The 20,271-nt window shown below is 63.4% G+C and carries 22 protein-coding genes; 12 read left to right on the top strand and 10 right to left on the bottom strand.

Annotated features, from left to right (window positions below; translation table 11 throughout):
* Window positions 1-327: 327 nt before the first annotated feature.
* A complete protein-coding gene (locus ACVOMB_RS10660; protein WP_481531148.1) occupies window positions 328-1,116 on the bottom strand; it encodes a GntR family transcriptional regulator in 789 nt (262 codons plus the stop codon).
* A gap of 56 nt (window positions 1,117-1,172) precedes the next feature.
* On the opposite strand from ACVOMB_RS10660, the gene ACVOMB_RS10655 reads away from it, so the two are divergent.
* From ACVOMB_RS10655 to ACVOMB_RS10640, 4 genes are read left to right on the top strand one after another with little or no spacing between them, the layout of a single operon-like run.
* Window positions 1,173-1,952 (top strand): enoyl-CoA hydratase/isomerase family protein, encoded by a 780-nt coding sequence (locus ACVOMB_RS10655; RefSeq protein ID WP_481531147.1) that lies wholly within the window; start codon window positions 1,173-1,175, stop codon window positions 1,950-1,952.
* A gap of 11 nt (window positions 1,953-1,963) precedes the next feature.
* Window positions 1,964-2,296, top strand: a complete 333-nt coding sequence (locus tag ACVOMB_RS10650) for a DUF1330 domain-containing protein (protein ID WP_481531146.1) — start codon at window positions 1,964-1,966, stop codon at window positions 2,294-2,296.
* The gene (locus ACVOMB_RS10645) at window positions 2,293-3,336 is read left to right on the top strand and encodes a nitrilase-related carbon-nitrogen hydrolase (RefSeq protein ID WP_481531145.1); all 1,044 of its coding nucleotides are present in this window, start codon (window positions 2,293-2,295) and stop codon (window positions 3,334-3,336) included. The genes ACVOMB_RS10650 and ACVOMB_RS10645 overlap by 4 nt, the downstream gene beginning before the upstream one ends.
* Window positions 3,329-4,747, top strand: coding sequence for an aldehyde dehydrogenase family protein (locus tag ACVOMB_RS10640; RefSeq protein ID WP_481531144.1), 1,419 nt, complete (start codon window positions 3,329-3,331; stop codon window positions 4,745-4,747). The genes ACVOMB_RS10645 and ACVOMB_RS10640 overlap by 8 nt, the downstream gene beginning before the upstream one ends.
* A gap of 7 nt (window positions 4,748-4,754) precedes the next feature.
* Here the strand turns inward: ACVOMB_RS10640 and ACVOMB_RS10635 are convergent, their stop codons facing one another.
* Both ACVOMB_RS10635 and ACVOMB_RS10630 read right to left on the bottom strand, forming a co-directional pair.
* A complete protein-coding gene (locus tag ACVOMB_RS10635; RefSeq protein ID WP_481531143.1) occupies window positions 4,755-5,072 on the bottom strand; it encodes a hypothetical protein in 318 nt (105 codons plus the stop codon).
* 110 nt (window positions 5,073-5,182) lie between these two features.
* Window positions 5,183-5,497: a hypothetical protein gene (locus ACVOMB_RS10630; protein ID WP_481531142.1), complete on the bottom strand. Its 315-nt coding sequence runs from the start codon at window positions 5,495-5,497 to the stop codon at window positions 5,183-5,185.
* A 313-nt stretch (window positions 5,498-5,810) separates the two neighbouring features.
* On the opposite strand from ACVOMB_RS10630, the gene ACVOMB_RS10625 reads away from it, so the two are divergent.
* Window positions 5,811-6,587, top strand: coding sequence for a glucose 1-dehydrogenase (locus ACVOMB_RS10625; protein ID WP_481531141.1), 777 nt, complete (start codon window positions 5,811-5,813; stop codon window positions 6,585-6,587).
* A gap of 8 nt (window positions 6,588-6,595) precedes the next feature.
* Here ACVOMB_RS10625 and ACVOMB_RS10620 read toward each other — a convergent pair whose 3' ends face one another.
* The 7 genes from ACVOMB_RS10620 to ACVOMB_RS10590 all read right to left on the bottom strand — a co-directional run bounded on the left by ACVOMB_RS10620 (window position 6,596) and on the right by ACVOMB_RS10590 (window position 13,860).
* Window positions 6,596-6,991 carry a c-type cytochrome gene (locus tag ACVOMB_RS10620; protein WP_481531140.1) on the bottom strand — a complete coding sequence of 132 codons (396 nt, stop codon included), beginning with the start codon at window positions 6,989-6,991 and terminating at the stop codon, window positions 6,596-6,598.
* 429 nt (window positions 6,992-7,420) lie between these two features.
* Window positions 7,421-8,305: a methylisocitrate lyase gene (prpB, locus tag ACVOMB_RS10615; protein ID WP_481531139.1), complete on the bottom strand. Its 885-nt coding sequence runs from the start codon at window positions 8,303-8,305 to the stop codon at window positions 7,421-7,423.
* A gap of 28 nt (window positions 8,306-8,333) precedes the next feature.
* Complete coding sequence (locus ACVOMB_RS10610; RefSeq protein WP_481531138.1) at window positions 8,334-10,013, bottom strand: electron transfer flavoprotein-ubiquinone oxidoreductase; 1,680 nt, start codon at window positions 10,011-10,013, stop codon at window positions 8,334-8,336.
* 63 nt (window positions 10,014-10,076) lie between these two features.
* Window positions 10,077-10,997, bottom strand: coding sequence for a polysaccharide deacetylase family protein (locus tag ACVOMB_RS10605; protein ID WP_481531137.1), 921 nt, complete (start codon window positions 10,995-10,997; stop codon window positions 10,077-10,079).
* Window positions 10,994-11,929, bottom strand: coding sequence for a polysaccharide deacetylase family protein (locus ACVOMB_RS10600; RefSeq protein WP_481531136.1), 936 nt, complete (start codon window positions 11,927-11,929; stop codon window positions 10,994-10,996). Before ACVOMB_RS10600 ends, ACVOMB_RS10605 begins: the two co-directional genes overlap by 4 nt.
* Window positions 11,926-12,600, bottom strand: coding sequence for an isochorismatase family protein (locus ACVOMB_RS10595; protein WP_481531135.1), 675 nt, complete (start codon window positions 12,598-12,600; stop codon window positions 11,926-11,928). The genes ACVOMB_RS10600 and ACVOMB_RS10595 overlap by 4 nt, the downstream gene beginning before the upstream one ends.
* 27 nt (window positions 12,601-12,627) lie before the next feature.
* Window positions 12,628-13,860: an MFS transporter gene (locus ACVOMB_RS10590; RefSeq protein ID WP_481531134.1), complete on the bottom strand. Its 1,233-nt coding sequence runs from the start codon at window positions 13,858-13,860 to the stop codon at window positions 12,628-12,630.
* A 141-nt stretch (window positions 13,861-14,001) separates the two neighbouring features.
* On the opposite strand from ACVOMB_RS10590, the gene ACVOMB_RS10585 reads away from it, so the two are divergent.
* From ACVOMB_RS10585 to ACVOMB_RS10555, 7 genes are all read left to right on the top strand, one after another.
* The gene (locus ACVOMB_RS10585; protein ID WP_481531133.1) at window positions 14,002-14,310 is read left to right on the top strand and encodes a hypothetical protein; all 309 of its coding nucleotides are present in this window, start codon (window positions 14,002-14,004) and stop codon (window positions 14,308-14,310) included.
* Window positions 14,311-14,330: 20 nt separating this feature from the next.
* Window positions 14,331-15,173: an SDR family NAD(P)-dependent oxidoreductase gene (locus tag ACVOMB_RS10580; protein WP_481531132.1), complete on the top strand. Its 843-nt coding sequence runs from the start codon at window positions 14,331-14,333 to the stop codon at window positions 15,171-15,173.
* A gap of 120 nt (window positions 15,174-15,293) precedes the next feature.
* Window positions 15,294-16,160, top strand: a complete 867-nt coding sequence (locus tag ACVOMB_RS10575; RefSeq protein ID WP_481531131.1) for a polysaccharide deacetylase family protein — start codon at window positions 15,294-15,296, stop codon at window positions 16,158-16,160.
* Window positions 16,157-17,011 carry an HpcH/HpaI aldolase/citrate lyase family protein gene (locus tag ACVOMB_RS10570; protein ID WP_481531130.1) on the top strand — a complete coding sequence of 285 codons (855 nt, stop codon included), beginning with the start codon at window positions 16,157-16,159 and terminating at the stop codon, window positions 17,009-17,011. The genes ACVOMB_RS10575 and ACVOMB_RS10570 overlap by 4 nt, the downstream gene beginning before the upstream one ends.
* Before the next feature lie 90 nt (window positions 17,012-17,101).
* Entirely contained in the window at window positions 17,102-17,620 is a 519-nt protein-coding gene (locus tag ACVOMB_RS10565) for a MaoC family dehydratase (RefSeq protein ID WP_057634054.1), read from the top strand.
* A gap of 10 nt (window positions 17,621-17,630) precedes the next feature.
* On the top strand, window positions 17,631-18,800 hold the full coding sequence (locus ACVOMB_RS10560; RefSeq protein WP_481531129.1) for an acyl-CoA dehydrogenase family protein: 1,170 nt from the start codon (window positions 17,631-17,633) through the stop codon (window positions 18,798-18,800).
* Window positions 18,801-19,092: 292 nt separating this feature from the next.
* A complete protein-coding gene (locus tag ACVOMB_RS10555) occupies window positions 19,093-20,271 on the top strand; it encodes a CaiB/BaiF CoA transferase family protein (RefSeq protein ID WP_481531128.1) in 1,179 nt (392 codons plus the stop codon).

Raw genomic sequence — 20,271 nt, 5'->3', positions numbered from 1 at the left:
CTCATAGCGTGGACGGGGATAGGTGGCGCGGGCGCACAGCGGTCAGTGGCGTGCCGGTGCGGCTGGTTCCCAGTCTTTCGCTATTTGTCCGGACAATCAATGTGGCCAAGGCGGGATCATCACAGCTGTGTCGTGCGCTGCAGCACGCGCATAAGCAATTGATCGAACTTGGAAAGTAGAAGAAATTGCGGCCCTCTCGTGTTGCACTGCAAAGGCATATAGGTCTTAGCCCTATGTCTTTCCGCGTCGGCGGCGCAGCCTGCCAAACGCAAAACGCCGCCCGGTTTGGGCGGCGTCTCGCAGCAGGGTGCTGGCGGCGTTGTCAGACTACAGCGGGGTGCCGTCGTCCACGTCCAGGGTCATCTGGTAGGTGAACTGATCCGGCCGGTACTGCACGTTGAGCAGGTCGACCAGATTGCCGTCGCCATCGTAGGAGCGGCGCTCCAAGGCCAGCAGTGCCGTGCCCGGTTCCACTTTCAGGTGCAGGGCGGCGATGGCGTCGGCGTTCACTGCTGACAGCACCTGTTCCACCTGTTTGATCTGGATGCCGGCGGCCTGGAACAGCTTCAAGCGCGAGCTGTTGGCCAGCCGCGCCTCGTTGAATTCGGGGTGATCGGTATTGGTCCAGCTGATGTAGTAGCCGAACGGGATGTCACCGCGCAGGCGCAGGCGGATTGCATGCGCGAGCACATCGCGGGGGCCGGTATCGAACAGCGCCCGGATCGGCTCCGGCGGCACCGCACGGCGGAACTGCAGCAACTGCACCTTGGTGTGTTCGGCCAGCACTTCCAGGCTTTCCAGCAGGCCGGTCAGCGGGCTGTGCATCGGCTTGGGCCGGGAGCGGTGGATGACGTGGGTGCCCTTGCCGCGGCGGCGCTCTACCAGGCCCTCGGCGGCCAGCTCGTCCAGCGCCCGCTTGGCGGTGATGCGCGACACGCCAAAGCCGTCGGCCAGGTCGAACTCGGTGGGGATGCGGGCGCCGCGCGGGATCTCGCCATTGAGGATGCGGTCGCGCAGCAGGCTGAACATCTGGTGGTAAAGCGGCGTCGGCAAGTCATTACGCAACAGCTTGTGCGCGTTGGCACTCAACAATGTGGCCAGTGTGTCTTGGGACATCTCGCTTCACCCTCCTTTGGCTTAATGCTATAACGATAGAACAAACAGGATAGGCCATGGTCACTGAAGAAACCGTGATTTGCTGGAGCCGTGACGGCGCGCTCGCCCGCATCGGCATCCACCGACCCGACAAGCGCAACGCCTTGGCGACCCGCCATTGGGCGGCGATCGAGGCCGCACTGGACGAAATTGCCGCCAGTGATGCCCAGATCGTGGTGGTGTCAGGCGTGCCGGGGGCGTTCAGTGCCGGCGCCGATATCGACGAACTCGGTCAGCTGCTCACCGCTCCGGAGGCCTTTGCCGCCAACAACGCCCAGGTCCAACGCACCCAGCTCAAACTGCAACGCCTGCCGCAGACCACCCTGGCCGTCATCGACGGTGCCTGCGTGGGCGGCGGCCTTGGCTTGGCGTTGGCCTGCGACCTGCGTCTGGCCAGTGCCCGCAGCCGGTTCGCTATCACCCCAGCCAAGCTCGGTTTAGTTTACAGCGCCGATGACAGCCGTCGGCTGGTCAACACGGTCGGCATGGCCCGCACCCGCGAAATGCTGTTGACCGGGCGTCTGCTCGACGCCGCTACCGCGTTGGATTGGGGGCTGGTCAATCAGTTGGCGGGTGAGGACGGCATCGAGGCACTGGAGCAGGCGCAGGTACAGCAGCTGCTGGTCACCTCGGGGCAGGCGCGGCGTGCGATCAAGATCGTGCTCGGGCATCTGGGCGGCGATGCCAGCATCGGCGCGGCCCACGCCGAAGCGGCGTTCAACGACGCCTTCAGCAGCAGCGATTTCGTCGAGGGCGCGGCTGCCTTTCTCGAAAAGCGCGCGCCGCGCTTCGGCTGAGATCCGCACACATGCCTGCTTATCTGATCATCGAAGCCCACGTCACCGATCCACAAGGCTTTGCCGCGTACGTCCGCGCGACACCGGCGGTGGTGGCACGGCATGGCGGCCAGTACCTGGTGATGGGCGGCGAACAAACCAGCTTGGAAGGCATCCACGCCCCAAGCCGCACGGTGATTTCCTGCTGGCCTGACCGCGACGCTGCCTTGGCGTTCTGGAACAGCGCCGACTACGCCGAGATCAAACCGCTGCGCGCCGGCACCGGCAGCTTCCGTGTGCTGCTCGCCGATGGCGTGCACACCCAAGCCCTCAACGACACCGCAACCGAAGGTAAGGCTCCATGATCGACGCTTATCGCGCGCTGGCCCTGCAGACCACCTGCCGCGCCATCAATGCCTGCGCAACACCGGCTGCTGCCGCCGCCGCGGTGGCTGACAACATCGAACGGGTAGGTCGGCAGATTCGCGCCTCCAAAGCCTTCATCGGCGCCGACCTGAAGCTGGTGGTGCTGCCGGAATACTTCGCCACCAGCTATCCGCTGGGCGACACCATTCCCGGTTGGGCGGCCAAGGGCTGCTTCTCGATGGATGGCGCCGAGTACGAACAACTGGGCCGCATCGCCCAGGACAACGGCGTCTATCTCTGCTCCAACGCCTACGAGCGTGACCCGAATTTCCCGGAGCTGTACTTCCAGTCGTCGGTGATCCTTGACGACAGCGGTAACCAGATCCTGCGTTACCGCCGACTGATCTCGCTGTACGCACCCAGCCCGCACGATGTCTGGGACAAGTACCTGGACGTGTACGGCATCGACGGCGTGTTCCCGGTCGCACGCACCCCGCTCGGCCGCCTGTCCTGCGTCGCCTCGGAAGAAATCCTCTACCCGGAAATCGCCCGGGCGATGGGCCTGCGCGGTGCCGAAGTGTTCCTGCATTCGACCAGTGAAGTCGGCAGCCCGGAACTGACCCCGAAGGACATCGCCAAGCGCGCCCGCGCCTTGGAAAACATGGCCTATGTGGTTTCGGCCAATACCGCCGGCATCAGCGGTGTGGATATTCCGTTGGGCAGTGCCGATGGCATGAGCAAGATTGTCGATGACCAGGGCCGGGTGCTGTCCGCCGCCGGTACTGGCGAGTCGATGGCCGCCTACGCCGATCTGGACATTGCCGGCCTGCGCCGTCGTCGCCTGCGCCCGGGCATGGGCAATTTCCTGTCGCGGCTGCCGCAGGCAGCCATCAACGCCGGCCTCGCCAGCACCGCCTTGAAGCCGAATGCGCTGTTGGATGGCGACAGCTTGAAGATCCCGCAGCGTGCCGATTTCGCCGCGCGCCAGAAAGCCACCCTTGATGCACTGCTGAGCGCCGGAGTACTGGGCAATGACTGAAGCCACCACGCTGCCGCTGCGCAATCCGCGCACGGGTCTATCCGATGGCGAGCTGCCCATCACCTCCGCTGCCGAGGTTGCTGTCTTGGGCGCCGGCCTGCGCAAGGCGCAGCTCGACTGGGCCGAGCGCAGCATCGAAGAACGCTGCGCGCGCTTGAATGCCTTGGCCGATGCGCTGGTCGCTCGCCGTGACGGCTTCCTGGATGCACTGCTGGCCGATACCGGGCGCTGGCATGAATCGCAGATTGAAGTGGACGGCACGGTCGGTGCGATTCGCCGCTGGGCGCAGCAGGCTACAGGGTGCCTGGCAGAGAAGCCTGCCCAGCAGGAAGCCATTCCCTTCATCCACAGCCAGCAGACCTGGGTGCCGTTCGCGGTGGTAGGGGTGATCAGCCCATGGAACTTCCCGCTGATGCTGACCCTGATCGATGCCGTGCCGGCGCTTGCCGCAGGCTGCAGCATCCTGGCCAAGCCCAGCGAAGTCACCTCGCGCTTCGTGCCGTTGCTGCGTGAAGCGTTGGACGAAGCGGGCCTTGGCGAGGTGTTCAAGCTGGTCACCGGTGCTGGCGCTACTGGCCAGGCGGTGATCGAAGCCAGCGACCAGATCTGTTTTACCGGCTCGGTCGCTACCGGCCGCAAGGTTGGCGAAGCCTGCGCGCGCCGTTTCATTCCCGCGTCACTGGAACTGGGCGGCAAGGACCCGGCGCTGGTGTTGTCCGACGCCAATATCGAACATGCCGCACGCGCCCTGGCCTGGGGCAGCTTCGTCAACGGCGGCCAGAGCTGCATGTCGATCGAACGCGTCTACGTGGAAGCGCCGGTTGCGGATGCCTTCATCGCCGCATTGGTAAAAGAAGCGGATGCGTTGCAGCTGGCGTGGCCGGACCCGAAGCAGGGCCATATCGGCCCGGTGATCGCCGCCTCGCAGGTCGAGCTGGTGCGCGCACAACTGGCCGACGCCAAGGCCAAGGGCGCGCGTGCGCTGACCGGCGGCGAGCTGATCGACCATGGCGGCATCTGGTGTCCGCCGACGGTGCTGGTCGATGTCAGTGACGAAATGACCGTGGTCGCCGATGAAAGCTTCGCCAGCGTATTGCCGGTGATGGTGGTGGCCGATGAAGCCGAAGCCATCGCGCGTGCCAATGCCACCGAGTTTGGTTTGTCGGCAGCGGTGTTCACGCAAAGCCCAGAACGCGCGCAGCGGGTAGCGCGTCAGCTGCAGGCCGGTGGCATTTCGATCAACGACGCCTGCCTGACCGGCATGGTGCAGACCGCCGAGAAACAGAGTTTCAAGCTCTCCGGCATGGGCGGTTCACGCATGGGCAGCGCATCGATCCGGCGCTTCGTGCGTGCACGCGCGCTGCTGATCAATACCGGCACCGCGTCGCCATGGTGGTTCCCCGCAGCGTAGGGCTGGCTCAGCACACCAGCACGAACTGGCTGAAGAAAATACCGAGGCCCAGCATCCACATTGCCAGCATCGCCGGGATGCTGGCGATACGCAGCAACCAGCGCGGCTGTGGCCGCGCGTTGCGTGTCGCGCGGAAGATCAACAGCGGCAACACCACACCGGCGACAACGAACAGCGCAAGAATCGACCAGCCCAGCAGCCAGAACGCGGTGGATTTCTCGCCGAACTCCTGTGGGCATTGGGTCATGGCCAGCGCTGCCGGCGACAACATGGAGAGGACGACGGCGGACAACGACCGGGTCAGCCCCGGCGAAACGACAGACATGTGGACGATTCCCCTGATGGATGCGTCAGGGGTTGATCCTGCCACATCTTACGGTCAGAGCCCCAATACGCCAGGGTTCGTATGTCTTTCTGGATCAGGAAGATGCTGCCTCAGCACATAAGCACGAATCTAAAGTAGTAAATACCAAGGCCGAGCATCCACAGTGCCAGCATCGCCGGAATGCCGGCGATGCGCAGCAGCCAGCGCGGCCACGGCCGGGCACTGCGTGTGGCGCGGAAGATCAACAGCAGCAGCACCGCACCGGCGAAAACAAACAACCAGAAGATCGACACGCCCAGCAGCATGAATGCGTCGGATTTTTTGGATTCCGGCGGACATTGGCGCATGGCCAGCGCTGCCGGTGACAACATGAAAAGTACGGCAGCGGATGGTGACCGGGTCAAACCCGGTGAAGCAATGCGCATGTGGGAGGCTTCCCGGATGGATGCGTGAGGGGCTGATCCTGCCATAACCTGCGCTCAGAGCCCCAGTACGCCCGGGTTCATGCGCCTGTGCCGATCCAGCAAAAGCTTGATGTCACGCAGCAGCTTGGCAGGTGGGTCATCCAGCTCGGACAGGAACGGATAGATGCGCCCAATCTGATTGGAAGCACCGTCATCTGTACGAACAAGTCGCAGGTTTGTTGCCGCGTCAAGAACACAGGGCGCTAACCTCACTGTGCAGGCTTGTGTGTATCGTGTACGGGCGAATGAATCGCCTGTACAGGAGCACGCAACCATGATTCCGCAAGCGCATTTCGACCTGAGTGGCAAAGTGGCCATCGTTACCGGCGGCGGCAATGGCATCGGCCGCGCCAGTTCCCTGATGCTGGCCGCCTATGGTGCTGCCGTGACTGTCGCTGATTTGAAGTTGGCCTCTGCCGAAAAGGTGGCAGCGGAGATCGTGGCGGCCGGTGGCAAGGCTTTGGCCCTGGAGTGCAACGTGCTCAAGGACGAAGACCTGGTGCGCACGGTCGAGCGCACCGCGAGTGAGCTTGGTGGCATCCATATCCTGGTGAACAATGCCGGTGGTGGAGGTGCTGGGCGGGAGAGTCCGTACGAGATCACGCTGCAGCAGTTCGAGCGGCCGTTCCAGATCAATGTGTTCAGTGCGTGGCGGCTGTCGCAGCTGTGTGCGCCATACATGAAGAAAGGCGGTTACGGCTCGATCATCAACATGTCGTCGATGAGCTCGATCAACAAGAGCCCGGCGATCAGTGCCTACGCTGCGTCAAAAGCGGCGATCAACCATATGACCGCGAACCTGGCGCACGACTATGGTCCGGCCGGTATCCGGGTCAATGCGGTGGGGCCGGGTGCGGTGCGTACCGATGCCTTGGCGACGGTGCTGACGCCAGAGATCGAGGAACGGATGCTGTCGCATACGCCAATCAAGCGACTGGGTGAGGCCGATGATATTGCCGGGGCGGTGCTGTACTTCGCTGCGCCGATATCCAACTGGGTCAGTGGCCAGACCTTGTTCGTCAATGGCGGCGGCGTGCAGACGCTGGATTGATTCGTTGGCTACTCGGGTAGCGTGGATAGGAATTCGATCACGGCCTGGCGGCGTGCCGGGTCGGCGGTTGCGTTGACCATCTTGCTGCCGGGCACCTGTTTGGTCGGCGACTTGATGAAGGCGTCCAGGGTCTGTGCATCCCAGGTGATGCCGCTGGCCTTCATTGCTTGTGAGTAGTTGTAGCCCGGCGCGGTGCCGGCTTTGCGGCCGATCACGCCATGCAGGTTGGGGCCTACGCGGTGGCCGAGCTCGGCACGGGTGTCGTGGCAGCCGGCGCAGATGGCGAAGGCGCGTTCGAGTTCACGTTGATGCGGATCAGCGCTGGCGCTGTGGTTGAAGGCATCGCGCTGGCCGCAGGCGCTGAGCGCCAGGCAGGCAAGAGCGATTAGTGGCAGACGGGGCATTGCTTTCTCATTGCGATGGCGGCCGTGGTTGTTCCGCGTTGGCAATGATGGCTGGTGCTGTGAGTGGAAAGCAAAGGGGTGTGATGCGGGTTGAGGCATTAAAAGAGGCTTGTAGTAGGAGCCAGAGCAGAAGCAGAAGCCCCCTCATCCGCCCGTTGGGCACCTTCTCCCGCAAGCGGGAGAAGGGATGCTTCAGAGCATTGCTTGAGCTGTGGGTCTCCGGCTCCGGACAGATTTCGCGAAGTGCGCCGAAGCCAGCGATGCCGGTCCAAGCAAAATGTCGTCGAAGTAGCCCCTCTCCCGCATGCGGGAGAGGGGTAGGGGTGAGGGGAGCTTTTAGGCCTTTTGGCCTTTAGGATCTTTGGCTTTCAAGCTTTCAAGCTTTCAAGCCCGTAGCTTCAAAGCCTTCTACCCGCTCAACCCCAATCCTCACTTCTTCGCAGCAAGCGTCCTATCCAGACTCTGCTCAAACGTGTGGTATCCGATCCGCTCATACAGCTCCTCGCGGGTCTGCATGGTCTCCACCACATTGCGCTGGTGGCCATCGCGACGGATCGCGGTGTACACATTCTCAGCCGCCTTGTTCATCGCGCGGAACGCCGACAGCGGGTAGATGCACATCGCCACGCCCACCGAACCAAGTTCTTCAGTCGAGAACAACGGCGTCTGCCCGAACTCGGTGAGGTTGGCCAGCACCGGTACCTTCACCGCATCAACAAAGCGCTTATAGGTATCAAGGTCATACGACGCCTCAGCAAAGATGCCATCGGCGCCAGCCTCAACGCAGGCAAGCGAGCGCTCGATCGCCGCATCCACGCCTTCCATCTGGATCGCATCGGTACGCGCGATCAGGAAGAAATCCGCATCGGTCTTGGCATCGGCGGCGGCCTTGACCCGGTCCACCATCTCGCCCAGCGACACGATTTCCTTGTTCGGGCGATGGCCGCAACGCTTGGCACCGACCTGGTCTTCGATATGGCAGGCCGCCGCACCGGCCTTGATCAGCGACTTCACCGTGCGCGCGATGTTGAATGCGCTCGGGCCGAAGCCGGTATCGATATCCGACAGCAGCGGCAGGTCGCAGACGTCGGTGATGCGGCGGATGTCGGTGAGCACGTCGTCCATGGTGTTGATGCCCAGGTCCGGCAGGCCCAACGAGCCGGCGGCGACGCCGCCACCGGACAGGTAGACCGCGCGGAAGCCCGCCCGCTTGGCCAGCAACGCGTGATTGGCGTTGATCGCACCGGGGATCTGCAACGGGCTTTCCTGCTTTAGCGCTTCGCGGAAGCGGGTGCCTGGACTGACAATGCTCATCAAAACTCCTGTGGGTTGATGGCGATGCTTACATCGCCGGATAGTTCGGACCGCCACCACCCTGCGGGGTTACCCACACGATGTTCTGGGTCGGGTCCTTGATGTCGCAGGTCTTGCAGTGCACGCAGTTCTGCGCGTTGATCTGCAGGCGGGTATCGCCGCCTTCGCCGACGAACTCGTAGACGCCAGCCGGGCAGTAACGTGCTTCCGGGCCGCCATAAGTGGCCAGGTTGACCTTCACCGGCACGCTGGCGTCCTTCAAGGTCAGATGGCTGGGCTGGTCTTCTTCGTGGTTGGTCGAGGACAGGAACACCGAGCTCAGACGATCAAACGTCAGCACGTTGTCGGGCTTGGGATAGTTGATCTTCGGCTGGCTTGCGGCCGGCTCCAGGCACTCGTGGTCGGCCTTGGTGCGGTGGATGGTCCAAGGCGCATTGCGGATGCCCAGCTTGGGCAGCAGCCACTGTTCGATGCCGGTCATCAGCGTGGCCAGTGTGCGGCCCTTCTTGAACCACTGCTTGAAGTTCTTGGCCTGCATCAGCTCGGCCTTCAGCCAGCTGTTTTCGAAGGCTTCCGGATAGGCGCTCAGCTCATCGCGCGAGCGACCGGCGACCAGCGCATCGAACGCGGCCTCGGCGGCCAGCATGCCGGTCTTGATTGCGGCGTGGCTGCCCTTGATGCGGCTGACGTTGAGGTAGCCGGCTTCACAGCCGACCAGCGCGCCGCCCGGGAACACCGTCTTGGGCAGCGACAGAATGCCGCCGGCGGTGATCGCACGTGCGCCGTAGGCAATGCGCTTGCCGCCTTCCAGGTGCTTGCGGATCGCCGGGTGGGTCTTGAAGCGCTGGAACTCCTCGAACGGGCTCAGCCACGGGTTCTTGTAGTCCAGGCCGACCACATAGCCGATCGAGACCTTGCCGCCTTCAGCGTGGTACAGGAAGGCGCCGCCGTAGGTGTCGTTGTCCAGCGGCCAGCCAGCGGCGTGCACTACCAGACCCGGCTCGTGCTTGGCCGGATCGATCTGCCACAGTTCCTTGATGCCCAGGCCGTAAGCCTGCGGGTCCTTGCCGGCATCGAGCTTGAACTTGCTGATCAGCTGGCGGCCCAGATGGCCGCGCGAGCCTTCGGCGAAGATCGTGTACTTGGCATGCAGTTCCATGCCGCGCTCATAGTTCGGGCCCGGCGTGCCGTCCTTGTGGATGCCCATGTCGCCGGTGGCCACGCCCATCACCGCGCCGTTCTCGTCGTACAGCACTTCGGCGGCGGCAAAGCCCGGGAAGATCGACACTTCCAGTGCTTCGGCCTGCTGCGCCAGCCAGCGGCTGACTTCGCCCAGGCTGATGATGTAGCTGCCGTCGTTGTGGAAGCACTCCGGCAGCAAGGCGTGCGGCGTGCTCTTGGCGCCGGTTTCATTCAAGAACAGGAATTCGTCGCGGGTGACGGCCTGCCGCAGCGGCGCACCGCGTTCTTTCCAATCCGGGAACAGCTCGTTGAGCGCACGCGGGTCCATCACCGCACCGGACAGGATGTGCGCGCCGGGCTCGGAGCCTTTCTCCAATACGCACACCGACAGTTCCTGGCCCTTCTCAACCGCCAGCTGACGCAGGCGGATGGCAGTGGCCAGACCGGCAGGGCCGGCGCCGACGATGACGACGTCAAATTCCATCGCTTCGCGCGGCGGCAGGGCGGTGTTGGCTTCAGTGTTCATGCAAGGGCTCTTGGGTAAAGGCCGGCGCGGGTTGAGCGACGACGGTTGCCTGGAACCGCCGCCTCAACGTGAGGCGGCGATGATCTGCGAAGGCGCAGCGTTCCAGATCAGCCCTGCGCGATCGGCCAGATGGGCGAACACGCGTTCCAGGTGCTTGATGCGGTGCGGCTGGCCCATCACCCACGGGTGGATGTTGAGCGCGAGCAGGCGACCCTGTCCGGTGCGCTGCGCTTCCTCCAACAGGAAATCGCAGGCATCGACCATCTGGTCCGCATACTCGGCCTCGGCATGCAGATTTTCGCCGACGATGAAGCGATCTTCCAATTCCAGTGACAACGGCAGTGCGGTGAGCGGGCCGTTGGCGGTCTGGAAGGGGTAGGGCAGCTCGTCGTTGATCCAGTCGCCAAACCACTGCAAACCGGCCTGTTGCAACAGTTCCGGGGTGTTCTCGGACTGCGAGCGGGCCGGTGACAACCAGCCCTGGATGGGGGTGTCGGAATACGGGGCCAGCGCGGCCAAACTGCGCTGGATGTATTCAGCTTCGCGCGCCGGGTCCAGCCCGCCGTAGTGCACGCTGTCCATGTTCCAACCGTGCGCGACCAGCTCGGCGCTGCGCGCCTTGAGCCGGCGCAGCAGCGCCGGGTAGCGCTGCGCCAGTTCGCCATTGACCGCAGCACTGGCGCGCAGACCGTACTTTTCCAGCGCATCCAGTACGCGGAACACGCCGACCCGGTTGCCGTAGTCGCGCAGCGTGTAATGGCGCAGGTCCGGGTAGGGCATGACCATCGCGCCGTGCGGCTTGAAGCCCTCGCCCTTGGGGTTGAGCGGGAAGTGCTCCAGGTTCAGGTTGATCCACAGCGCCAGCGGCTTGTCGTCGGGCCAGCGCACGGCCGGGCGTTGCGCCAGCATCGACCAGCTGTAGCGCGCGTGGTCCATGCCGTGGCGCAGTTGCGGGTATTCGAGGAAGCTGCGATCCAGGCTCATGCCGCGTCCTCCGCGTTGATCGCCGCCATCGAGGCCAGCGCATCGTCGTAGTGGTTGTCCAGGTAATGCTGGGCGATCTCGCGGCCGGTGGCCTTCCACACCTTGTCGTGGCTGCAGATGTAGTCCATCGCGTCGTGGAAGGCGGCCAAGCGGTGCGGATGGCTGACCTGGTAGGCATGCAGCGGCACGCACATCACCGTGCCGGAGTTCTCGCCTTCGGCGTACAGGCGGTCGAATGCGTCCTTGATCATCTGCCCGTAGCGGCGCGGCTCGATCTTGTTGGTGACGTAGACGATGGTGTCGTTGAGCTCCAGCGAGTACGGCACCGACACGAAGCGCTTGCCCGAGCGGGTGGTGACCGGCGTTGGCTGGTCGTCGTGGAACAGATCGCAGGTGTACAGCCCACCGGCTTCGGCAAACAGGTCGATGGTGGCGTCCGAATGCGACAGCGCCGGTGCCAGGTAACCATCGCAATGCTGGCCAGTGTGCTCGGCGATCAGTGCCATCGAGTGCGCGATCATCTCCCGCTCCTGCGCCTCGTCCATGCCGTAGGTGTAGCGGGTGTTGTAAATGCCGTGGCTGAAGAACTCCCAGTTGCGCTCGGCCGCCATCTGGATCACTTCCGGATGGTGCTTGAGCATGGCCGTGGACAGCGATACCGAGCCGCGCAGGCCGTACTGGTCCATCACCCGCATCATCCGCTGGTGGCCGACGCGGTTGCCGTAGTCACGCGTGCCATAGCCCTGGATGTCGGGCAGCGGCCGCGGCCACGGCTTGCGCTGCGGGTTGGCCGGCGGCGCGTACTCGTAGAACTCGATGTTGGGCGCGATCCACAATGCCACGCGCGCGTCGCCCGGCCATTCGATCTTTGGCCGGCTGTCATAGGGCCAGTAGTCGAACAGGCCAGGATCGGACTTGGTTGCGACGTTCATGCGCGCAAGGCCTGCAGTTGTGCGGCCACCTGCTCGACCGATTCCACGTCGCCGTACTTGAGCATGATGTCGCTGAGGTTGGCGAAGTGCGGGATCTCGTGTTTGTCGGCCACGCATTCTTCAGGAACGATGCTGCGGTAGCCGCGCGACAGGCTGTCGATCACGCAGGCGCGGATGCAGCCCGAGGTGGAACCGCCGGTGATGATCAGGGTGTCGATCTTGTGGAAGGTCAGCAGCGACCACAGGTTGGTTTCGAAGAACGGGCTGGCCATGCGCTTATGCATGACGATGTCGCCAGGCTGCACGTCGGCGCGCGGGTCGAACTGCGCACGTTCGGAACCGTGCTTGATGTTCTGCAACGAGTCTGGCGTGTTGGTGCGGGTGCCCCAGGTGCCGGCGTCCTCGCCGGATTCCAGATAGGCGACATACGTCCATACCACCGGCAGGCCGAGCGCACGTACCTGCGCCGACAGCGCATTGATGTGCTCGATCTGCCGCGGGTCGGTCTCATACGCGGTCTTGAACGCGTCCATGTCGGTATAGGCGCGCTGCACATCGATGTTGACGATGGCCGGGCGCGCGCCGAAACCAAACTTGGCGCGGTTGGGGTTGGCCTTGACCTGCTCCCAGTACTGGCGGGCGGTGAGGTTGGACGTTTCCATCACGGGCATGGGGTCTCTCCGTTGCAGTAGTGGGGGTCAGGTGGCCGAAGCGCGCGAACGTTCGTCGCGCACCAGCGTTGCGGCCAGCAGGGCCAGCACGATCAGCACGCAGATCAGGCTGAAAGCGATGTGGTAGCTCTTGGTGATGTCGAAGATCTTGGCCGTCACCCAGATGCCGAGACCGGCAGTGGTCGCATCGAGCAGGGTGATGGTGCCGAGGATCTTGCCGGCCGAGCTCAAGCCGAAGGCGTTGACCGCGAGCAGCTGGATCATCGTGTACAGGCCGCCCCAGCCCAGGCCGAACAGGGCCAGCGAATACCAGATCAGGTCGGCGCGCATGGTCGCCAGGATCAGCGCGCCTGCAGCCATGATGGTCAGGTTGAGCAGGAACACGCGCTTGGCCGGCAATACATCGGCAAGGAAGCCGAACACGAACTTGCCAACCATCGCCAGGCCGAACATCAGGCCCAGGCCATTACCGGCGGTGGCCGGCTCAAAGCCCAGGTCGCGCATGTGCAGGAACAGGTTGGAGGCCACCGCCATGATCGAGAAGAACGTCGTCATCGCCACGAACGCCAGCACCCAGAAGGTGCGGGTGCGCATCGCCTGCTGGTAGCTCAGGTCCGGCAGCGAGGCGGCGGCCGGCGTGCCTGCGGCTGCTTTGGCGGCCAGCGTGTCAGCGCCCCACGGCTGGATGCCGCCCGGGCGCGGGCTGCGCACGAACAGGAAGGCGATGATCAGGAAGGCCAGCGGAATCGCGGCTTCCCATAGCAGCGCGGCACGCCAGTCCATGCTCTGCATCAGGTGCACGCCGAGCTTGGGGAACAGCATGCCGCCGAGGCTGGTACCGACCAGGGCAATACCAATTGCGGTGCCGCGATGGGTGGCAAACCACTGCGAGACGAAGATCACCGCCACGTTCAGGCCGGCGGCGACCAGCACCGCGGCAAAGCCGACGTGGATCCAGTACAGGTGGGCCAGCGTATGGATGTGCGCATAGGCCGCATACAGCGCCGCCAACAAGGCGATGCCGGCCAGCACCAGCTTGCGCGGGCCGACCTTGTCGATCAGCGCGCCCAGGAACGGTGCCATCCAGCCGGCCAGCACCAGGGTGATCAGGTCGCGCAGCTTGAGCTCGCTGCGGGTCCAGCCGAAGTCCTTGAGCAGGGATTCGTCAAAGGCGGTCAGGCCGGTCACGGTCAGGCCGTTGGAGACCAGCAACACCAACATCCCCATCACCGCCATCAACCACGGGTAATAACGCTTCATCCAGGCACCTCAATCGTTTGGGTTATGGCAGGTAGATACGCCGGAGGGGGAATTCCACCGCCGGCGTTGACCGGGGGCGAATGGCATGCCTACACTTTGTCCGGACAAAGTGTGCCACAGTCTTTTACCTGGGAGGAAGCCATGCAAACCGTGATCGTCCTGTTCAACCTCAAAACCGGCGTCAGCCGTGAGGAATACGAGGCCTGGGCGCGTGCCAGCGACCTGCCGGTGGTCAATGCGCTGCCGTCGGTGGAGAAGTTCGAGGTACTCAAGGCCAGCGGTCTGTTGATTGGTGAGGGCAGCTCCCCGTACGAGTACATCGAGCTGATGCGGATACCGGACATGGCTGCGTTCGGCGCCGACCTGGCTGATCCGGCCGTGCAGGCCGGTGCAGGGCAGTTCCAGCAATACGCTGACAATCCGTTGTTCATCCTCACCAGCGCGCTGTAAGCGCACAAGGAACATTGGTCATGGCTCGTTTCCCCGAATTGCAGGGCAAGGTCGCACTTATCACTGGCGCTGGTCGCCGCGCCGGCCTGGGCGAGGGCATCGCCCGCCGTCTGCTGCAGGAAGGCTGCAAGGTGGTGCTGACCGATATCGGCCAGGTGCGTGGCGCCGAGATGCCGGTTACTGCGGTCGGTACCGACGAGGAAATGGTGCAGGTCGCCGCTCAGCTGGCTGCCAGCAGCGGTGGCGAATGCGTGGCGATGGCCCTGGATGTGCTGGAAGAGGCGCAGGTGGAAGCGGTGGTCAAGGCCACGGTCGAGCGCTTCGGCCGCCTCGACATCCTGGTCAACAACGCCGGCATTGGTTACTTGATGAAGTCGCTGGTCGACATCGATGCCAAGGAATGGGACGCGGTGCTGGGCGTGAACCTGCGCGGCGCCTTCCTGACCATCAAGCATGCAGGCCGGCAGATGATTGCCCAGGGCGGCGGCCGTATCGTCAATATCGCCTCGCAGGCGGCCAAGTCGGCCTTCCCGCATGCAGCGGCGTATTGCTCGTCCAAGCATGGCCTGGTCGGCCTGACCCGCGTAGCGGCGCTGGAGCTGGGCGCGCATGGGATCAACGTCAACGCGGTATGCCCGAACCATGTGACCACGGGTCTCGGGGCTTGGCAGAACGAATATTTCGCCGAGAAGCAGGGCAAGAGTGTGGAGCAGTACCTGGCGGACATGCGTGCGCGCATTCCGGCTGGGCGCCCGGGCCTGCCTTCGGATACGGCGGCGGCTACGGCGTTTCTGTGCTCGGACGATGCGGTTTACATCACGGGCGAGGCGATCAATGTCTCGGGTGGTGAGGAAAACCACTGAGGCGTTCCTGCCCAATTTTCAAATCGTCATTCCTGCCGTCGCAGGAATGCCGGCATAAAAAGCCGAAACAGCAAAGCAGCAGTCCCCCACCACACAACCAACAACCGCACTGAGACCACCATGTCCAAACCCGCCTATCAGTGGCCCAACAACGCACGCCTGGCCTTGTCCGTGGTCGTCAATGTTGAAGAGTTGTCCGAGTACAACGTGGGCCAGGGTGACAAGATCACCGAGCCGGTGGACGAGCTGCACGTCACCCTGTCCAAGCCGGTGCGCAACTACGGCAACGAATCCAATTACCGCTACGGCGTGAACGAGGGCCATGCGCGCGTTTCCGCGCTGCTGGACAAGTACAAGGTCACCAGCACCTATACCGCCGCTGCGGTGTCGCTGGAGCGTGCGCCGGAAATCGCTGACTACCTGCGTGGCAGCCGTCACGAAGTGTGTTCGCACGGCCACCGCTGGATCCACCAGTTCCGCTTCAACGAAGAACAGGAACGCCAGTTCATCCGCGACGCTGCCAACAGCATTGAACAGACCACGGGCGTTCGTCCGGTTGGCTGGCTGTCGCGCTATCTGCATACCGCCTCAACCCGTCGTCTGCTGCAGGAAGAGGGCTTCCTGTACCACATGGACGATTACTCGGCCGATGCGCCGTTCTGGGGCGATGTTGAGGGCAGCGACAAACCAATGATCGTGGTGCCATACCAGCTCGATACCAATGACATGAAGATGTGGGTGGCGCCGTCCTACCTGCCCAAGGACTGGCTGGACTACGCCATCGACAGCTTCGACACGCTGTACGCCGAAGGCGAGCACAGCCCCAAGGTGATGTCGCTGGGCCTGCACCTGCGCATCATCGGCCGCCCGGGTCGCATCGGCGCGTTCGAGAAGTTCCTGCAGTACGTCGCGCAGAAACCGGGTACCTGGTACGCCACCCGTCGCCAGATTGCCGAGCACTTTGCTGCACAAGTGAGCGCCGCATGAGCGCCGCATTGAACAATCCACGCCGCTGCCTGCTGTTCGTGCCGGGCTCGCGCCCGGAGCGTTACGCCAAGGCAGTGGCCACCGGTGCCGACCAGGTCTGCATCGATCTGGAAGATGCGGTTGCCCCGGGTGACAAGGAAACGGCACGCGCTTCGCTGTTCGCGTTTCTTGCGCACAAGCCAGAAAGCCGTGGCGAGATAGGCCTGCGCATCAATCCCTTGTCCACCGAGCTGGGTCAAGCGGATCTGAACGCGTTGGCGGCATCCGGCTTGAAGCCAGCGTTCGTGATGTTGCCCAAGGTCGAAACCGTGGCCGAACTACAGCAGGCTGATAACGCGCTTGCTGCCATCGACACCGTGTTCATCGCACAGATCGAAACGCCGAAGGGTTTACTCGATGCACGCGCGCTGGCCACTGCCATTCCACGCCTGCAAGCGCTGATGTTTGGCGGCTTCGACTATATCGTTGCGCTGCGTGGCCGCGCCGGCTGGGACAGTTTCTTCCACCCGCGCGTGCAGCTGGCAACGATTGCCGCCGAAGCAGGTGTCGGCTGTCTCGATGTGCCCTTCCTCGACATCAAGGACGAAGCAGGCCTGGTCGATGAAACCGATCGCGTGATCGACCTTGGCTTCACTGCCAAGGCGGCGATCCATCCGGCCCAGGTCGAGCCCATCCAAAGCCGCTACCTGCCGACCGCTGCCGAGTACGACCGTGCCCAGCGCGTGGTCGCGGCACTGGCCGCCAGCGGCGGCGAAGCCATCCAGCTCGACGGCAAGCTGGTGGATCGCCCGATCGAAATTGCCGCCGAACGCGCAATCGCACTGGGTGCACTCGGCGTACGCGCCGGCTGACCGCAACCCTCCATTGAACGCCTGATCACACCCCCTCTTTGACCAAGCTGCGCCCAGCGCCAGCCCAACCCGCACCAAAAGGACATTGTCATGGTTCAGAACGTCAAGCAGATTTCCGAAAACCGCTTCCGCGAAACCTTCGGCCGCTACTACGAAGAGTTCAATGTCGGCGACATCTACGAGCACCGCCCCGGCCGCTCCATCACCGAAACCGACAACACCTGGTTCACCCTGCTGACGATGAACACCCATCCGATGCACTTCGACAAGGAATACGCCAAGGCCTCGGAATTCGGCAAGGTCATCGTCTGCTCTCCGTTCACCGTGGCGCTGATGGTCGGCATGAGCGTCACCGATGTCAGCCAGAAGGCCGTGGCCAACCTAGGTTGGAGCGAAATCAAGATGACCCATCCGTTGTTTGTCGGTGACACCCTGGTCGCCGAATCGGAAGTACTGGAAAAGCGTGAGTCCAAGTCGCGTCCGGGCGCGGGCATCGTCACCTGCCGTACCGATGGTTTCAATCAGGACGGCAAGTTGGTCTGTACCTTCAACCGCACCATGCTGATCGCAAAGCGCGGCCATTCGGTGGAAGACAAGGTCAACTACTGAGGGCGCAATGATGAGCACCGAACTGGAACAGCTGTGGGGCCCCGACGAAGAGCAGGCACTTCTAGCCTCGATTGACCATTGGGTGGAGAAGTCGGTCGCGCCGATCGCGCAGGAATACGACCTCGAAGACAAGTACCCGCATCACCTGGTCGAGGAGATGAAGGACCTCGGTCTGTTCGGTGCCACCATCTCGCCCGAGTACGGCGGGCTTGGGCTGCCGGCACGCATCTACGCCAAAATCGTGATCAAGGTGTCGTCGGTATGGATGGCACCGACCGGCATCTTCAATTCGCACCTGATCATGGCTGCGGCCATCGAGCGTTGCGGCACCGAGGCGCAGAAGCAGAAGTATCTGCCGCGCATGGCCACCGGCGAGTTGCGTGGCGCGCTGGGTTTGACCGAGCCGAACGCGGGCACTGATCTGCAGGCGATACGCAGCGTTGCCAAGCGCGACGGCGATCACTACGTCATCAACGGCGCCAAGACCTGGATCACCAATTCCATGTATGGCGACATGGTGTTGCTGCTGGTCAAGACCGACCCGGAGGCGCAGCCACGCCACAAGGGCATGAGCATGTTCATCGCCGAGAAGGGCGAGGGCTTCATCGTCGCCAAGAAGATGAAGAAATCCGGTTACCGCGCCATTGATACCTGCGAGCTGGTATTCCAGGACTACAAAGTGCCGGCGGACTGTTTGCTTGGCGGCGTTGAAGGCCAGGGCTTCCAGCATGCCGTCGGTGGTCTGGAGCTTGGCCGCATCAATGTGGCCGCGCGTGGCTGCGGCATTGCCGAGGGCGCACTGCGCTTGTCGGTGCGTTACGCACAGGAGCGCATGACCTTCGGCAAGCCGATCGCCGAGCATCAGGCCATCCAGCTCAAGCTGGGCGAGATGGCAGCCAAGGTGGAAGCCTCCAAGCTGCTGATCGAGAGTGCGGCCAATGCCTACGACAAGGGCCTGCGCTGCGACATGGAAGCGGGCATGGCCAAGTACTTTGCTACCGAAACCGGTGCCTACTGCGCGCAGGAAGGCATGCGCATTTTTGGTGGTTACAGCTACTCGGTGGAGTACGACATCGAGCGCTTCCATCGTGACGCAATGCTGATGTGCATTGGTGAAGGCACCAACGAAATGCAGCGCATCATCATCGCCAAGCAATTGGTGGCAAGAAACAAGATCTAAAAGCCCAAGCAGACCAGAGCCCCTCTCCCGAATGCATCAGACGCAAAGCCCCTCTCCCGCTTGCGGGAGAGGGGTTGGGGTGAGGGGGAGCTCTACGAGCGAAGTCAAAAGCTCCCCTCATCCGCCCTCCGGGCACCTTCTCCCGCAAGCGGGAGAAGGGATAGATCAGAAGCCGAAGCCACGGCGACAGCCAAAGCCAAAGCCAAAGCAACAGCCAAGTAGACGCAACAGCAGCATCCCTTCACCGCGGTCCTCAACCACCGCGGTGCTTTTTACAAACCAGAGGCCACACATGAAAGACCTTCCCCTGCAGGGACTGCGCATCCTTGCCGTCGAACAGTACGGTGCTGGCCCCTATGGCTCGATGCATCTGGCCGACCTTGGCGCCGAGGTCATCAAGATCGAATCCCCGCCGGGCGGCGACGTTTCGCGCGCCACCGGGCCGTACTTCCTGGGCGAAGGCGACAGCCTGTTCTTCCAGACCTTCAACCTCAACAAGCGCTCACTGCGCCTGGACCTCAAGGCAGTCGAAGGCCGCGAAGTCTTCGAAAAGCTGGTCGCCAGTGCCGATGCCGTGCTCAACAACCTGCGTGGCGATCAGCCCGGCAAGCTCGGCCTGGACTACGCAACGCTAAGCAAGCTCAACCCGAAGATCGTCTGCGCCCACCTGTCCGCCTATGGCCGCGACAACGAGCGCGCGGCATGGCCGGGTTACGACTATCTGATGCAGGCCGAAGCCGGCTTCATGGCGCTTACCGGTGAGCCCGACGCGCCGCCGGCGCGCTTCGGCCTGTCGATGGTCGACTTCATGACCGGCACCACCATGTCGATGGGTCTGCTCGCCGCCATCATCGGCGCGATGCGCACCGGGCTTGGCCGCGATGTCGATGTCAGCCTGTTCGACGTGGCCCTGCACCAACTCAGCTATCCGGCCACCTGGTACCTCAATGAAGGGCACCGCACCGAGCGTCTGTCGCGCAGCGCGCACCCCTCCACCGTGCCGTGCCAGGTCTATCGCACTGCTGACGGCTGGGTGATGGTGATGTGCATGCTGGAAAAATTCTGGCAGACCTTCGTCGAAGGCATTGGCAGCCCGGCTTGGGCTGGTGAGCCGCGCTTCGGCAGTTTTGCCGAACGTCGCAAGGTGCGTGAGGAGCTGACGGTGTTGGTCGATACGATCCTCAGCACCCAGCCCACTGCGTATTGGACGCAGAAATTTGCAGGTCGCATTCCGATCGCGCCGGTGCTGGATATCGCCCAGGCGCTCGACAATCCCTATGTGCGCGATGTCGACATGCTGCAGGAAGTCGAGCACGCACAGGGCACGCAGCGCCTGCTGCGCAATCCGATCAAGCTCGACGGCCAGCGGTTGAGTGGTAGTGCTTGTCCGCCACTCAATGCCGATGCCGACGCACTGCTGCGCGGGCTGGGCTACAACGATGCAGATCGCGCGCGCCTGCTCAGCGCGTGA

This window comes from Stenotrophomonas sp. STEN018 (assembly GCF_056760235.1).
This window is presented reverse-complemented; position numbering and strand designations above follow the sequence as displayed.